The sequence below is a fragment of the Streptomyces roseoviridis genome, assembly GCF_039535235.1.
GTDB lineage: Bacteria > Actinomycetota > Actinomycetes > Streptomycetales > Streptomycetaceae > Streptomyces > Streptomyces roseoviridis.
In genome coordinates this window covers 305033-319805 of record NZ_BAAAWU010000001.1, presented here as the reverse complement: position 1 = coordinate 319805, position 14773 = coordinate 305033, and the positions used below count along the sequence as shown (strand labels likewise).

The 14773-nt window shown below is 73.1% G+C and carries 11 protein-coding genes; 8 read left to right on the top strand and 3 right to left on the bottom strand.

Going from position 1 to position 14773, the window contains the following annotated elements:
- The first annotated feature begins 2 nt into the window (after positions 1–2).
- From ABD954_RS01470 to ABD954_RS01455, 4 genes are all read left to right on the top strand, one after another.
- Positions 3–425 carry an STAS domain-containing protein gene (locus tag ABD954_RS01470; protein ID WP_345483875.1) on the top strand — a complete coding sequence of 141 codons (423 nt, stop codon included), beginning with the start codon at positions 3–5 and terminating at the stop codon, positions 423–425.
- A gap of 62 nt (positions 426–487) precedes the next feature.
- Positions 488–1030: an ATP-binding protein gene (locus ABD954_RS01465; protein ID WP_345483874.1), complete on the top strand. Its 543-nt coding sequence runs from the start codon at positions 488–490 to the stop codon at positions 1028–1030.
- 255 nt (positions 1031–1285) lie between these two features.
- Positions 1286–2812, top strand: a complete 1527-nt coding sequence (locus ABD954_RS01460; RefSeq protein WP_345483873.1) for a DHA2 family efflux MFS transporter permease subunit — start codon at positions 1286–1288, stop codon at positions 2810–2812.
- 443 nt (positions 2813–3255) lie between these two features.
- On the top strand, positions 3256–5241 hold the full coding sequence (locus ABD954_RS01455; RefSeq protein WP_345483872.1) for an FG-GAP-like repeat-containing protein: 1986 nt from the start codon (positions 3256–3258) through the stop codon (positions 5239–5241).
- 239 nt (positions 5242–5480) lie between these two features.
- Here the strand turns inward: ABD954_RS01455 and ABD954_RS01450 are convergent, their stop codons facing one another.
- Positions 5481–6596: an AI-2E family transporter gene (locus ABD954_RS01450; RefSeq protein WP_345483871.1), complete on the bottom strand. Its 1116-nt coding sequence runs from the start codon at positions 6594–6596 to the stop codon at positions 5481–5483.
- Positions 6597–6794: 198 nt separating this feature from the next.
- Here ABD954_RS01450 and ABD954_RS01445 point away from each other — a divergent pair, with 198 nt between their 5' ends.
- From ABD954_RS01445 to ABD954_RS01430, 4 genes are all read left to right on the top strand, one after another.
- Complete coding sequence (locus tag ABD954_RS01445; RefSeq protein WP_345483870.1) at positions 6795–8579, top strand: hydroxysqualene dehydroxylase; 1785 nt, start codon at positions 6795–6797, stop codon at positions 8577–8579.
- Positions 8580–8901: 322 nt separating this feature from the next.
- Complete coding sequence (locus tag ABD954_RS01440; RefSeq protein WP_345483869.1) at positions 8902–9078, top strand: hypothetical protein; 177 nt, start codon at positions 8902–8904, stop codon at positions 9076–9078.
- Positions 9079–9366: 288 nt separating this feature from the next.
- On the top strand, positions 9367–11025 hold the full coding sequence (locus tag ABD954_RS01435) for a cellulase family glycosylhydrolase (RefSeq protein WP_345483868.1): 1659 nt from the start codon (positions 9367–9369) through the stop codon (positions 11023–11025).
- A 199-nt stretch (positions 11026–11224) separates the two neighbouring features.
- Positions 11225–12229, top strand: a complete 1005-nt coding sequence (locus tag ABD954_RS01430; RefSeq protein WP_345483867.1) for an acetylxylan esterase — start codon at positions 11225–11227, stop codon at positions 12227–12229.
- A gap of 169 nt (positions 12230–12398) precedes the next feature.
- Here the strand turns inward: ABD954_RS01430 and ABD954_RS01425 are convergent, their stop codons facing one another.
- Positions 12399–13415: a S1 family peptidase gene (locus ABD954_RS01425; protein ID WP_345491880.1), complete on the bottom strand. Its 1017-nt coding sequence runs from the start codon at positions 13413–13415 to the stop codon at positions 12399–12401.
- Between the two features lie 319 nt (positions 13416–13734).
- The gene (locus ABD954_RS01415) at positions 13735–14751 is read right to left on the bottom strand and encodes a LacI family DNA-binding transcriptional regulator (RefSeq protein WP_345483866.1); all 1017 of its coding nucleotides are present in this window, start codon (positions 14749–14751) and stop codon (positions 13735–13737) included.
- Positions 14752–14773: the final 22 nt, after the last annotated feature.

Sequence of the window (14773 nt, the reverse complement as noted above, 5' to 3'; positions counted from 1 at the left end):
CGATGCGAGCCGACAACGGGCAGGACACCGCGGCACCGGGCGCCCCCGGGGCACAGACGCCACCGGCGGCGGCACCGCGCGCCGAGGCCGCGGTGACGCTGCGAACCCACCACACCGAGACGGGCGCGGCCGTGTGCACGATCGTCGGTGACCTCGACTTCGACACGCTGGCGGCCGTCCAGGAGGGCCTGACCGAGCTCGTCGACGAGCACCCGCCCGTGCTCGTCGTCGACCTCGCCCAGGTCGGCTTCTGCGACTCCTCGGGCCTGAACCTGCTGCTGCGCACCCGCGCGGCGGCGGTCACCGCCGGGACGGAGCTGCGGCTGGCCGGGGTGGCCCCCGCCGTGATGCGGGTTCTGGAGTTGACCGGTGCCGACACCGTGTTCTCGCTCTACGATTCGGTGGCGGACGCACTCGCCGCGTGAAGGGCTCCCCGCGAGCCCGCCGCCACCTCGCCTCGTCGTCGACGCCGAAGGGATCCCAGCACATGACCATCAGCGGGGGCGCCCGGGACGGCGCACCACTGCGGGCCGACGCCCAGGCGTGCCGGGAGGTGCCGGGGACGGCCCGTCGCTCCCGGCCGACGGGCCGGGAGCGCCCGGCCTTCCCCGACGGCGCCCGTCGCCGGCTGCGCCTGGCGGGGCTCCCCTCGCCCGCCGGCCGGGCCCGGGCCTTCACCGTGGAGGCGCTCGCCGACTGGTTCGGGTCCGGGACCGCCGTGGACGCCGACGCCGCCGCGGCGGGCGACGTGGTGCTGGTCGTGGCCGAGCTCGTCGCCAACTCCGAGGCCCACGGAGGAGGCGCGCTGGAGCTCGTCCTCGACGCCGACGACACCCGCCTGCGGATCGAGGTCAGTGACAACGGCGCGCTCCTGCCCGCTCCGCGCCCGTCGCACCATCCGGCACAGCCCGGTGGCCACGGCCTGTTCATCGTCGAGCGGGTCACCGACCGGTGGGGCGTCGAGCAGCACGCGTGGGGCAAGTCGGTGTGGGCCGAGGTGGACGCCAAGCGCCTGACGCCCGGGGCCTGAGAGCCGACGTTTCCGGGGCCCGAGCCGTGTGCCGCCCGGCGTCTGAACTCGGCGTCCGGGGCCCGAGCCGCGTGCCCGGCGCCTGGGCTCCGCGCCCGGGGTCCGGGCGGGGCGGACCGGCCGCGCGAGCCGCTGCCGGAGCGGCAAAATCGGTTGAGCCAGGACGGCGGCACCGAGAAGATCGGGGGACACCGATGAGTTCTTCCCGGCGCCGAGGTCTGTCCGAGTGACCTGCCACGTGCGGAGGGCACTCACATGACGGAAGGCACCATGCTCGCACCCCACGCCACCCCCACCCTCTCACCCGCCCGCGTCACGGCCGTGCTGCGGATCCTCGTGCTGTCCACGTTCGTCGTCCTCCTCAACGAGACGATCATGGTCAACGCGATCCCGCGGCTGATGCGCGAGTTCGAGGTCACCGCGGCAGCCGCGGGGTGGCTCTCCACGGCCTTCATGCTCACCATGGCCGTCGTCATCCCCGTGACGGGTTGGTTCCTCCAGCGCGTGACGACGCGGACCGCCTTCGGCCTGGCCATGACGCTGTTCCTGGCCGGCACGGCGCTGGCCGCGGCCGCGCCCGCCTTCCCCGTCCTGCTGGCCGCCCGCGTCATCCAGGCCTGCGGCACGGCGGTCATGATGCCGCTGCTCATGACGACGCTGATGACCCTCGTGCCGCCGCAGGACCGCGGCCGTGTGATGGGCAACATCACGCTCGTCATATCCGTCGCCCCCGCCCTCGGCCCCGCCGTCTCCGGTGTCCTGCTCCAACTGGGCACCTGGCGCCTGCTGTTCCTGGCCGTGCTGCCCATCGCCGGAGCCATGGCCCTCTTCGGCCGCAGCCGGCTGGTCAACATCGGTGAGCCCCAGGCCGGTCCGATCGACTGGCTGTCCGTCCCCCTCGCGGCGGCGGGCTTCGGCGCGCTGGTCTACGGCCTGAGCGAGCTCGGCGCCGCGGACGCGGCCCAGGCCCCCGTGCCCCCGGCGGCCACGACCCTGGTCGGTGCCGTCCTCGTCGGCCTGTTCGCCTGGCGGCAGCTGTCCCTGCAGCGCTCCTCCACGCCGCTGCTCGACCTGCGGACCCTGACCTTCCGCCACTTCTCCGTGGCCCTCGCCCTGATGTGCCTGTCCTTCATGGCCCTCATGGGTGCGTTCATCCTGCTGCCGATCTATCTGCAGGAGGTGTGCGGCCTGTCCTCGCTGCAGACCGGCCTGCTCCTCATCCCCGGCGGCCTGACCATGGGCCTGCTCGGACCGCAGGTCGGCAAGCTCTACGACCGGCTCGGCGCCCCCCGCCTGGTCGTGCCCGGAGCGGCGCTCACGGCGCTCTGCCTCGGTCTGTTCGCCCTGACGGGCGAAGAGACCTCGCCGTGGCTGGTGCTCGCCCTCCACGTGGCGCTCAGCGCCGGCATGGCGTTCGTCTTCACCCCCGTCTTCACCTCCGGCCTGTCCGTCCTTCCGCCGCACCTCTACCCGCACGGCTCCGCCATCCTGGGCTCGCTCCAGCAGGTCGCGGCCGCCGCCGGCACCGCGCTGGTCATCAGCGTGATGTCGGGACGCGCCGCCACGGCCGCGGCGGACGGCGCCGACGCCACCGGCGCCCTCGCCGCGGGCATCCGGTGGGGATTCGGCGTCGGCGCCGTGCTCGGCGGACTGGCCGTCCTGCTCGCCCTCCTGGTCCGCACCCCGCCCGTTCCGCCGCAGCCCGCCGCGCCCGAGAGCCCGGCGGAGGACGGCACCGCGGACGGCACCGCGACCGACAAGTCCGCCCACACACCCGGCTGACCTCCCTCCCGGACGGCCCGGCGGCGCGCAGCGCGCCGGCGGGCCGTCCGGGCCGTCCGGGCCGTCCGGGCCCGATCCGCGCTCAGGCCGGATGCCGAGCGCGGAGCGAACCCTCGGATCTGCCGCGTGGCACATGAAGGTCGGTGCACGCCGGCGGCTCGTCCGCCGCGGCACCTTCGTGCCTCGCGGTCGTACGGGCAGGGGCCGGCCCGGTGCGCTCGTATCCACGCTCCCCTGCCCCGCTCCCCGGGCCACCGAGTCCATGAAGACGGCTCGGTAGAAGGATCTTGAATGATCTAATGATCGACGGCCCGCGGTCGTCGGTCGCCGTCCTCGCCATGGTCGTGGCGAGACGAACGATCCGGCGGGGCGAGGCCCGCCCCCATGCACCCCTACGAGGGGTGCATTTTTCTCGTTCGACGGCAAGGGATGTGAAGAGCTGGATGAGAAGACCTTCCATAGCAGTGGGCTCGGCCGTGCTGTGCTTGGCTCTGCTCGGTCTGTCCACGGGCGCCGGTAGCGCGACCGCCGCGCCCGGGCAACCGGCAGGGACGGCCACGGCGTTCGACGGCACGGCGGAGGCGCCGGCCCTGGAGGCGGCCCAGTCGGACACCGGTGTCCGGTCGGCCGGCACCGGTGCCCGTCACGACTACAACGGTGACGGCCGCAGCGATCTGGCCGCCTGGTACGACTACGCGGACGGGCACGACGCCGTACGCACCTTCCTCGCGGGCTCGAACGGCGCCTTCGCCGCGCCGGGGGTGGGCTGGGAGACCCCCGCGGGCAACTACTGGGTCGAGAACATGAAGCGCCTCACCGGCGACTTCAACGGCGACGGTGTGGGGGACCTCGCGTCCTTCTACGGTTACGAGGACGGCCGGGTCACCCTGCTGACCTGGCTCGGCCGCGGAGACGGCCGATTCGCCAGTCCTCTCCATTCCTGGACCGCGGCGCCCGGCAACTGGAACTTCGACGCCATGACCGCCCAGTCGGGCGACTTCAACGGGGACGGCCGTGACGACGTCGCCGTCTGGTACGCCTACGGGGACGGCAGCGACAAGCTCTTCACGATGCTGGCCCGCCCGGACGGCGGTTTCGGCGCGCACTTCTCCTCCTTCCAGCGGGCAGCTGCGGACGGCTGGTACGTCAACCGCATGAAGTTCGCCACCGGTGACTTCAACGGGGACGGCCGCGACGACCTGGCGGCGCTGTACGGGTACCGGGACGGCAGTGTGAAGCTGTTGTACTGGGCCGGGCGGACCGACGGCGGGTTCGCGGAGCCCGTGCACGGCTGGGAGTCGACGGGCTGGACGTTCCGGCAGGCCAGTGTGCACGCGGGCGACTTCGACGGTGACGGCCGTGACGAACTGGCTGCCTGGTACGACTACGCGGACGGACACGACGCGGTGATCGGTTTCCGTCTCGGAGCGGACGGAAAGTTCGGCGGCCGGCGGGACATGCTGGTCCTCCCGGCGGGCTCGTACGACCGTTCGCGCATGAAGATCGTCACCGGTGACTTCAACGGGGACGGCCGCGACGACCTGGCCACCCTCTACGGCTACGCCGACGGACGGGTGAAGACGATCACCTTCACCGCCCAGACCGACGGCGGCCTCAACAGTCCCCTGCACAGCTGGGAGTCCGAGCCCGGCAACTGGACCTTCGGCCAGGTCCACATGATGGAGGGGTACACCAGCCCCGCCCTGCTGCCCTACTGCCCCGCGGTGTTCGGGCACGGCGGGTGGCCCCAGGAGGAGGGGGGCTGGGCGGAGGACCAGATCCGTGCGGCGAACCACCCCAGGGGCCTCGCCCAGGAGAAGAGCTGGGGCGCGGCCGGCGTGGAGGCCGATCTGCGGCTGACCAAGAACGGCACCAAGGCCGTGATGTGGCACAACAGAACCACGTACGGGCTGACCGGGGCCTCCGGTGACATCTCGGAGCTGACGTGGGCGAGCGGACCGAACCCGCTCGACGGACGCACCATCACGCGCGGCCCGTACGCGGGTGAGACCGTGTACACGTTCCGCGAGTGGCTCGACAGCGCCAAGGCCCTCGGCATGGTCGTGCTGGTGGAGGTGAAGCCGGAAACGAAGGACCTCCTCCTCGGCAGCGACGCGTCGATCCGGGAGACGGCCTGGAACGAGGTGCTCGCACCGATCGCGGAGCGCATCGCGTCCCAGGAGATCATGATCTACACGTCGGACGCGCAGCTGGATCCGGTGCTCCGGAGCCGGGTCAAGGCCGCAGGGCTCTCCGCGGCCCTCACCGGTTTCCCCGACTGGTACGACGTCGTCGACTGGCAGGAGCCGCCCCCGCCGGCCTCCGGCAACTACGCCTCCTGGCAGCGGGCGCTGGACGCCGATGCGACCCGTCTGGCCACCTCGTGGACGCCGGGCCTCACCGACTGGATGGACGGACGCTGCGTCTGACGTGCGCACGGGCCGCCGGGGAGACGACGAAGTGCGCCTTCCGGCGGCCCGGTGCCTTCCCCGTACCGCTCCACCGACGGAGCGGCGAAGGAGAGGGCGCACCGCGCCCCGCGGCCTGCCCGGGAGACCTGCACGGGCTCGGGCGCGGGGCGCGGTGCGCCCGCACCCGGAGTCGCGAAGGGGGAGCGGGCGGCGGCCCCGGCCCCGCGCGGCCGAGCCGGGGCCTCGTGCCCGTCAGGTCACGACGTGACGGGCACCGGAGCGGGAGCGTCGTCGGGCTCCGCCTCCGGCCTCTCCTCGCTGAGCTGCTCCCGCACGTACGTCCAGAACACCGCGATCATCGCGGCCAGCGGGACGGCCAGCAGGCTGCCCACGATGCCGGCGAGGCTGCCGCCGAGCGTCACCGCCAGCAGGACGACGGCCGCGTGCAGACCGAGCCCACGGCTCTGGATCATGGGCTGGAAGACGTTGCCCTCCAGCTGCTGCACCACGACGATGATCGCCAGCACGATCAGCGCGTCCGTGACACCGTTCGACACGAGCGCGATGAGGACCGCCACCAGGCCGGCGAAGAGGGCGCCCACGATCGGCACGAACGCGGAGACGAAGGTCAGCACCGCGAGCGGAAGGACCAGGGGCACGTCGAGTATCCACAGACCCAGGCCGATGAACACGGCGTCCAGGAGGCCGACGAACGCCTGGCTGCGCACGAACGCTCCCAGGGTCTCCCAGCTCCGTTCCGCGACGACCGGCACGTCGACGGCGAGCCGCCCGGGCAGCTGACGGGCGAGCCAGGGGAGGAACCGGGGGCCGTCCTTCAGGAAGAAGAACATCAGGAAGAGGGCCAGGAAGGCCGTGACGACGCCGTTGAACACCGTGCCCACGCCGGTCGCGACGGCGGTGACCATGCTGCCGACGCTGTCCTGGACCCGGGCCATCGCCGTGTCGAGGGCGCCGGAGATCTGGTCGTCACCGATGTTGAGCGGCGGCCCCGCCGCCCACTCCCGCAGCCGCTGGATGCCCTCGACCACGCCCTTGGAGAGCTCCCCGGACTGGGAGGCGACCGGTACCGCGATGAGCGCGACGATGCCGACGACGACCAGCACGAACACCACCGTGACGACCGCCGCGGCCAAGGCGGGCGGCCAGCCGTGCCGCCGGAGGAAACGCGTCAGCGGCCAGGTCAGGGTCGTCAGCAGCAGCCCGACCACGAGCGGCCAGACGACCGACCACATGCGACCCACGATCCACAGGGTCACCCCGGCCATCAGAAGAACCAACAACGACTCGGCGGACACACGAGCCGCTGTGCGCAGCGCGCCGGCGGCTTTCGTCGAACTCAACGTGGCAGACATGGGGCCCACCTTAGGGAGGTTCACGCGGCGCGCCGCCAGTCGGGTGCGGTCGACCCGCCCCTGACACGTCACCGGGAGGCAGGGGCGGGATCGCGCCATGTACGCACCCGGAGGCCGCACGCGTCTTCCGGGGCCCGGGGGGACCGCCCTATGCTCCTGCGCCGGACGTCGGGTTACCGCCGGTAAAGGGGTTGGGGCATGGACCGTAGGGGCAACTCGCGACGCACCTTCGTGGCGGGCGCGGCCGCCGTGACCGGAGCGGTCGCCACCGGGGGCCTCGGCCCCGCCGCCGCACCGGCCGTCGCCGCCGGGTCGTCCGCGCCGCAGTCGGTGGCCGTGCTCGGCGGAGGCGTCGCGGGCCTGACCGCCGCCCACGAACTGGCCGAACGCGGCTTCCGCGTCACCGTCTACGAGCGCCGGGCGCTGGGCGGCAAGGCCCGCTCCATGGACGTGCCGGACAGCGCGCGGGGCGGCCGGCGCCCGCTCCCCGCCGAACACGGCTTCCGGTTCATCCCCGGCATCTACCACAACCTCCCCGACACCCTGCGGCGCATCCCCTTCCCCGGGAACGCGGACGGCGTCTGGGGCAACCTCGTCGCCCCGGCCGAGATGTCCTTCGCCCGCACCGGCCGGGAAGACCTGCGCATCCCGCTCCCCTGGCCGGGCCACCGGCCCGCCGAACTCACCCTCGACGAGATCCGCCGCGCCGTGACCGCCGCCCTCGACACCGCCCGCTCCATCCCGCTCCACGAGACCGCGTACTTCGTCAACCGCTTCCTCGTCTTCCTGACCAGCTGCGACGAGCGGCGCGACCAGGAGTGGGAGCGGACGCCCTGGTGGGACTTCCTGGGCGCCGAGCGGATGAGCTACGACTACCAGCGCATCCTCGCCGTCGGGCTCACCCGCAACATCGTCGCGACCAAGGCCGAGGAGGCCAGCACCCGCACGGTCGCCACCCTTCTGGAAGCCTTCGTCTTCAACGCCCTGGGCCGCGGCGCCGACGGACCCCTCGACCGGATCCTGAACCTGCCCACCAACGAGGCGTGGATCGACCCCTGGGCGGCTCATCTGACCGGCATGGGCGTGGAGTTCCGCATCGGCTGGACCCTGCGGGAGCTGGCCTACGACTCCGGCACCGGCCGGGTCGGGGCCGCCGTCATGGAGGACCCGCAGGGCCTCCGCCGCCCGGTGACCGCCGATCACTACATCTGCGCGATCCCGGTGGAGCACGCGCGACGGACCTGGGGTGCGGCGCTGCGGGCGGCCGACCCGCAGCTCGCGCGGTGCGACCGGCTCGAGACCGACTGGATGACCGGCATCCAGTTCTATCTCACCGAGCGCGCGCCGCTGCTCGCCGGGCACGCCAACTGCATCGACTCCCCCTGGTCCTTGACGGCGATCCAGCAGGCACGCCACTGGCCGTCCCGTGACTTCCCCGCCGACTACGGCGACGGGGCCGCCGTCGACTGTCTCTCCGTCGACATCTCCGAATGGGACCGGCCCGGCGTCCTCTACGGCAAGACGGCCAAGCAGTGCACCCGCAGCGAGGTCGCCCGCGAGGTCTGGGCCCAGCTGAAGGCCGCGTTCAACGACGCCGGCCGTACGGTGCTGAAGGACTCGGCACTGCACTCCTGGTTCCTCGATCCGGGCGTCGACGGCCTCGGCACACCGCACCCGACGAACGAGGACCAACTCCTCATCCACCCGGTCGGCACCTTCCACAACCGGCCGCAGGCCGCCACCCGGATCCCGAACCTGTACCTCGCCGGCGACTATGTGGCCGTCGACATCGACCTGGCGACCATGGAGGGCGCCAACGCCTCGGCCCGCCAGGCCGTCAACGCCCTGCTCGACCGTACGGGCTCCACCGCCGCGCGCTGCACCGTGCGACCGCTCTTCCGCGCCCCGGAGATGGACGGGTTCAAGCGCCACGACCGGCTGCGCCACCGCCTCGGCCTGCGCAACGCCCTCGACGCGGGCTGAGCCGGGCGGCTGCTGCATCGGCGGACGCGGCGGCATCGGCGGACGCGGCGGCGCCGGACCCGAAGCCGGGCGCAGGGCCGCGGAGTGGGTCATGGCAAGGGAGTCCTTCGGGAGGGGGCGTGCAGGCGGCTGCGGGAATACAGGGCCGAGCGTGAGCCGATGCGGTGGCGCCGTCCCGGCGGGAGCTCGCATCGGCTCTGGTCCTACATCGGCCCTGGTCTTACCAGACGACGGCTCAACTGAACCCGTTAACTGGACAACGTGGTCATGAGCCCTCAGGGCGTGGGACGCATTGCCTGTTCGCGCCGGGGGAGAGGCCCGGGTGACCTCGGCCGCGGCGGGCGAGACCCTCCCGATCGCACCGGGGTACGCCGTCCACGTCCCCGCCTCCGAGGCCGTCTCGCTCGCGGGCGAGCGGACGGCCTTCCGCTCCACGGTCGGCATGGAGGTCGCCTCCCGGTTCCCGGCGGAGCCGCCCCGTCCGAATCCGCCGATCTGACTTAACCGGTTAGGTCCGGCTCTTGTTTTTGCTGCCCGCTCCCCTCTAACCTCATTCCCGGTCGCCGGACGTCTCGCGAATCCGCCACGCCACCGCCGCGCGGGGACACCACCCCACCGGCGCGGCGCGCTTCCGCCCGCTGCTCGGTGAGAGCCGCAGAACCACACCGGGCAGCGGGAATCCACCGGCTCCCGCCGGTCGCCCCCCGGCGACGCGTCATACCGCGGGGCCGGCAGCACCGCACCCTCCATGTCAGGCAGGCCCGCATGCCAGGGCACCGTCCGGCGCATGCGCGCGACCGAGTTGGGAGCACCGCACATGATCAGGACACTGGCCACCGCCGCGGGAGCGCTGCTCGCCGTCGCCGCCGCGGCGACCACCGTGCCCGACACGGCCCACGCCGCCGGCACCCCCACCCCCGGCTTCCACGTCGCCGACGGCCGTCTCCTCGACGCGGGCGGCCAGGACTTCGTCTTCCGGGGCGTCAACCTCGCCCACACCTGGTACCCCGGCCGGACCGACCGCGCCCTCGCCGACCTCAAGGCGCTCGGCGCCAACTCGGCCCGCGTCGTGCTCAGCACGGGTGACCGGTGGGCCAAGAACGACGCCGCCGACATCGCGGACGTCGTCACCCGATGCAAGGCCAACAAGCTGGTCTGTGTCCTCGAAGCCCACGACACCACCGGCTACGGCGAGCAGAGCGGCGCCGTGTCCCTCGGCAAGGCGGTCGACTACTGGCTCGAGGTCGCCGGCGCGGTCAAGGGCCAGGAGAAGTACGTCATCATCAACCTCGGCAACGAACCGCACGGCAACACCGGCCACGGCGCCTGGACCGAGGACACCAAGAACGCCGTCACCCGGCTGCGCGCCGCCGGCTTCCACCACACCCTCATGGCGGACGCCCCCGACTGGGGCCAGGACTGGTCGCACACCATGCGGGACAACGCCCCCGCCGTCCTCGCCGCCGACCCGGAGCGCAACACCGTCTTCTCCGTCCACATGTACGGCGTCTACGACACCGCCGCCGAGGTCCAGTCGTATCTGAACAGCTTCGTCACCCGGAAGATCCCGCTGGTGGTCGGCGAGTTCGGCAACGACCACTCCGACGGCAACCCGGACGAGGACGCCGTCATGGCCACCGCCCGGCAGCTGGACCTCGGCTACCTCGGCTGGTCGTGGAGCGGCAACGGCGGGGGAGTGGAGTACCTCGACCTCGCCACCGACTTCGACGCGAGCCGGCTCACGCCCTGGGGTCAGCGCCTGTTCAACGGCACCGACGGCATCCGGCAGACCTCGCGCGAGGCCGGCGTCTACGGCGGTGCCGGAGGCGGCGACACCCAGGCGCCGACCGCCCCCGGAACCCCCACCGCGTCCGACGTGACCGCCACCGGCGCCCGGCTGACCTGGGCCGCCGCCACCGACGACACCGGCGTCACCGGCTATGACCTCGTACGCGTCGACGGCCCGGCCGAGACCACCGTGACCACCACCACCGGCACGAGCGCCACGCTCACCGGACTCACCCCCGCCACCGCCCACACCTTCGCCGTGTACGCCCGGGACGCCGCCGGCAACCGCTCCCCGCGCTCCGCGAGCACCACCGTCACGACCCCGGCCGGCCCCTCCACCGGAAGCTGCACCGTCACCTACCGGCTGCAGGACTGGGGCACCGGCTTCAACGCCGACGTCACCGTCCGCAACACCGGCACCCGTCCCGTCCAGGGCTGGCGGCTCGACTTCGCCTTCCCCGGCGGCCAGACGGTGACCTCCGCCTGGAACGCCAAGGTCAGGCAGGAGGGCAGGCAGGTGCACGCCACCCACGAGCCGTGGACCGAGAACATCCCGGCCGGCGGCAGCGTCGGCTTCGGCCTCAGCGCCTCGTCCACCGGCGGCAACGGCGTCCCCGCCGCCTTCACCCTCAACGGCGCCGCCTGCACCAGCAGCTGACCCGGCCCACCCCCGACCCGCGGGGGCGGCCCACCCCAGACCCGCGGGGGCGGCCCGCACCCTCCGCCGCCCCGGCGCGGCCACCCCCCCCCACGGCGCCGACCGCCGGGGGAGGTCCCCGCGTACCGCCCCCACGGCCGGCGCACAACCCCCCCGCAACGCGACGGGCCCGGCCGGCCCGCACCGTCAGGAGACTCCCGTGCCGTACACCGACCTTCCCCCGGACCACCCGGCCGCCCGCGCGGCCGAACCCCCACAGGAACCCGCGGAATTCGACGCCTTCTGGACCGAAACCCTGCGGACGGCCCGGCAGGCCGGCGGCGACCTCGAGATCCGCCCCGTGGCCGACTCGCCCCTGACCACCCTCGACACCTACGACGTGCGGTTCGCCGGCTGGGCCGGCCAGCCGGTGGCCGCATGGCTGCTCGTCCCCTCCGAGGCCGAGGAACCCCTGCCGACGGTGATCACGTACATCGGCTACAGCGGCGGCCGCGGGCAGACCGTCGACCACCTCCTGTACGCCTCGGCCGGCTACGCCCACCTCGTCGTCGACAGCCGCGGCCAGGGCCACGACACCCCCGATCCCCACCCGGACAGCGCGACCCACTGGGTGCACGGCTACATGACCAGGGGCATCGAGTCGCCCTTCGCGCACTACTACCGACGCCTCGTCACCGACTGCGTCCGGGCGGTTGACGCCGCCCGCACGATCCCCCACGTCGACGCGGAGCGCATCGTCGTCCAGGGCGCCAGCCAGGGCGGTGGCCTCGCCCTGGCCGTCGCCGGGCTCGCCGGCGACCGCATCGCCGGGGCCCTGCCCGACGTACCGTTCCTCTGCCACATCCGGCGCGGCGCCGAGACGGCGACCGAGGGGCCGTACACCGAACTCGTCGACTACCTCCGCCACCACGCCCCGTACGCGACGGACCAGGTCTTCGCCACGCTGAACCACTTCGACGGCGTCCACTTCGCCCGCCGGGCCACCGCTCCCGCGCTCTTCAGCGCCGGCCTGATGGACCCGGTCTGCCCGCCGTCCACCGTGCTCGCCGCGTTCGGCGCCTACGCGGGCGAGAAGGACATCAGGCAATGGCCCTTCGGCGACCACGCCGGGGGCCGGGGCGCGACCGCCGTCGAGCACCTCCGCTGGCTGCGCGAGCACGGACTCGCCCCCGCCGACCGCAGGCGAACGGCCCGCCGGCCTTAGACGTCGTCGCATCCGGCGGGTTCGTCGACGTCGACCCTCGACCGTGATCATCGCGGAGCGCCTTGTCCCCTACGGGTTACGGGAGTTGTTTCAACCGGTGGTGCCGGTGGTGCCGGTGGCGCCGACACGTCCGCAAGGCGGCGGGCGACGCCCTTGAGGGCTGTTCGGCTCAGGCGGCGTTGCGGGCCTTGCGGCCGTGCAGGACGGCGGCGGCGCCGCCACCGGCGACGATCAGGGCGCCGGCCGCACCGGCGATCGCGGCGGTGTGGTCGTCGGTGCCGGTCTCGGCCAGTACGGAGCTCGTGTCAGCCGCGCCGGTCGTGGCGAGGCCGGAGCCCTGGTCGGCGGCCGGGGGCGTGGTGGACCGCGCGGGGGCGTTGGCCTTCATCGTCTTGGTGATCCAGTTCAGGTAGGCGGGTGCGCTGGTGTAGAGGCCGGGGCCCTCGGAGCACGGCACCTTCGGGGCACCGGGCCCGGAGGTGACGCCGATCAGCTCCCAGCGGTCGCCCCGCCCCTTCTTGATCTGCGGTCCGCCGGAGTCGCCGAAGCAGGCCATGGACTTCGGCTGGGTGGTGATCGTGCACAGGCGTGTGCGGTCCGCGTATCCCGGCGCGCATTCGGACTCGGCGCCCCTGCGGGTGTTCAGCTCCTGCAGCCGGTCGGGGAAGGTGAGTTTGGTGTCGCTGGTGGTGCCGAAGCCCAGGAGCCGGGTGGGTGTGCCGGGCCGCCCGGGCTCGTCGGCGATCTTGATGGGCTTCTGGGTGACGGGGCGGTCCAGGCGTATCAGCGCGATGTCGTTCTTGTTGGCGGCCCTGTTGTCACCGTTGACGTAGCCGGGGTGGACGAAGGACCGGTCGATCTTGCGGACCGTGCCGCCGGACTTGCGGTGGTCGGTGCCGATGCGCACGATGCCGTCGAGTTCGATGCCCTCGACCGCGAGGCAGTGGGCCGCCGTCAGCACCCACTGCCGGTCGATCAGCGACGCCCCGCAGTTCCCGTCGATCAGCCCCTGCGACGGCGCCGACTCCGGGATGACCGCCATGAAGGAGTAACTCTCGGTGGAGTCCGACCCGTTGACGATGGCCGTGGCGCTGCCGGCCATCACGGTGGTGCAGACCGCGACGGCGAGGGCGCCGACGGAGGCGGTGCGGACGGTACGGCGGCCCAGGGGCATGAGACTGAACACAGATGGTTCCCTTTTGCTTGGTGGATCCGTGCATTCAGCCTCGTCGTGCCGGGTCAGGCAGACCATCCGGGCAACAGGTCGGTCGGTCCTGGGGGCAGCCCTCCCTGCGCACGGGGGAACTCGGTAGTCGTCGCCCTCGTCGGCATGGAGCCCGGCGGGCCGGCGCCGCCGGGCGCCTGTGCGTGAGCGGATGGGCGGTGTGCCGCGTACCAGGCGTTCGAGCCCGAGGCCGTCGTGGGTGTTCGCGGCGGAGGTGTGGCGGACACGGCCTACCACACAGGAGACGGGGGCAGGAGGGACGCCCGGCCGGGACGACCGCTCAGGCCGACGCCGCGGCGGTACTGCCCCGCGGTACGAACCGGGCGTAGTTGTTCCGGACATGCCCGACCTCCTCGTTCGCGACGAGGGCGAGCAGGGCCCGCGCCGCGGCCGCTCCGTACGCCGGGATGTCGCGGGCGAGCGCGGACAGCGCGGGCCGGACGACCTGGGTGAGCGGTGACTCGTCCCAGGCCACGACCGACAGGTCGCGCGGGATCGACAGACCGAGCTCCTGGGCCACGGACAGCGCGGCCACCGCCATGATGTCGTTGTCGAAGATCATCGCGGTCGGGCGCTCGGCGGCGATGAGCAAGCGGCGGGCGGCGCGGGCCCCTTCGTCCCCGGTGTAGTCGGTGTGGACGATCTCGGGCTCGGGCAGGCCCGACTCCGCGCAGCCCTCGCGCAGGGCGGCGTCCCGGACGGCGGTGTGCGCCAGATCCTCCGGACCGGCCACCCGCGCGATGCGCCGGTGACCGATCGCCGCCAGGTAGCGCACCGCCTCGTGGACGCTCTGCGCGTCGTCCGACCAGACGGCGGGCAGCGAGCCCGCCGTGTGCGGGGGCCCGATCACCACGGCGGGAAGGCCCAGGGCCTCGACCGCCGGCACGCGCGGGTCGTCGGTGTGCAGGTCGACCAGGAACACGCCGTCCACCCGCCGCTCACCCCACCAGCGCCGGTAGATCTCCGTCTCGCGCTCCTCGCTGTCGACCATCTGCAGCATGAGGGCGTACGCGCGGTCGGACAGGACGCTCTCTATTCCGCTGATGAACTCCATGAAGAAGGGCTCGGTGCCGAGGGTGGACGCGGGCCGCCGTACGACGAGACCGACCGCCTGCGCGCGGGCACCGCTGAGCGCCCGTGCGGCGCTGTTGGGGCGCCAGCCGAGCTCCTCCGCGATCGCCTTGATGGCGGCGCGGGTCGTGTCGGACACCCCGGGCTGGTCGTTCAGGGCGTAGGACACGGCCACCTTGGACACTCCGGCGCGGCGTGCGATGTCCGCGATCGTCGGCCGCTTCACGCCTGACCCCCTCCGCACTGAT

Coding starts and splice junctions, on each gene's coding strand:
- ABD954_RS01460 (WP_345483873.1), top strand. CDS start 1,286: ATGACGGAAGGCACCATGCTCGCACCCCACGCCACCCCCACCCTCTCA.
- ABD954_RS01470 (WP_345483875.1), top strand. CDS start 3: ATGCGAGCCGACAACGGGCAGGACACCGCGGCACCGGGCGCCCCCGGG.
- ABD954_RS01435 (WP_345483868.1), top strand. CDS start 9,367: ATGCGCGCGACCGAGTTGGGAGCACCGCACATGATCAGGACACTGGCC.
- ABD954_RS01450 (WP_345483871.1), bottom strand. CDS start 6,596: ATGTCTGCCACGTTGAGTTCGACGAAAGCCGCCGGCGCGCTGCGCACA.
- ABD954_RS01445 (WP_345483870.1), top strand. CDS start 6,795: ATGGACCGTAGGGGCAACTCGCGACGCACCTTCGTGGCGGGCGCGGCC.
- ABD954_RS01465 (WP_345483874.1), top strand. CDS start 488: ATGACCATCAGCGGGGGCGCCCGGGACGGCGCACCACTGCGGGCCGAC.
- ABD954_RS01455 (WP_345483872.1), top strand. CDS start 3,256: ATGAGAAGACCTTCCATAGCAGTGGGCTCGGCCGTGCTGTGCTTGGCT.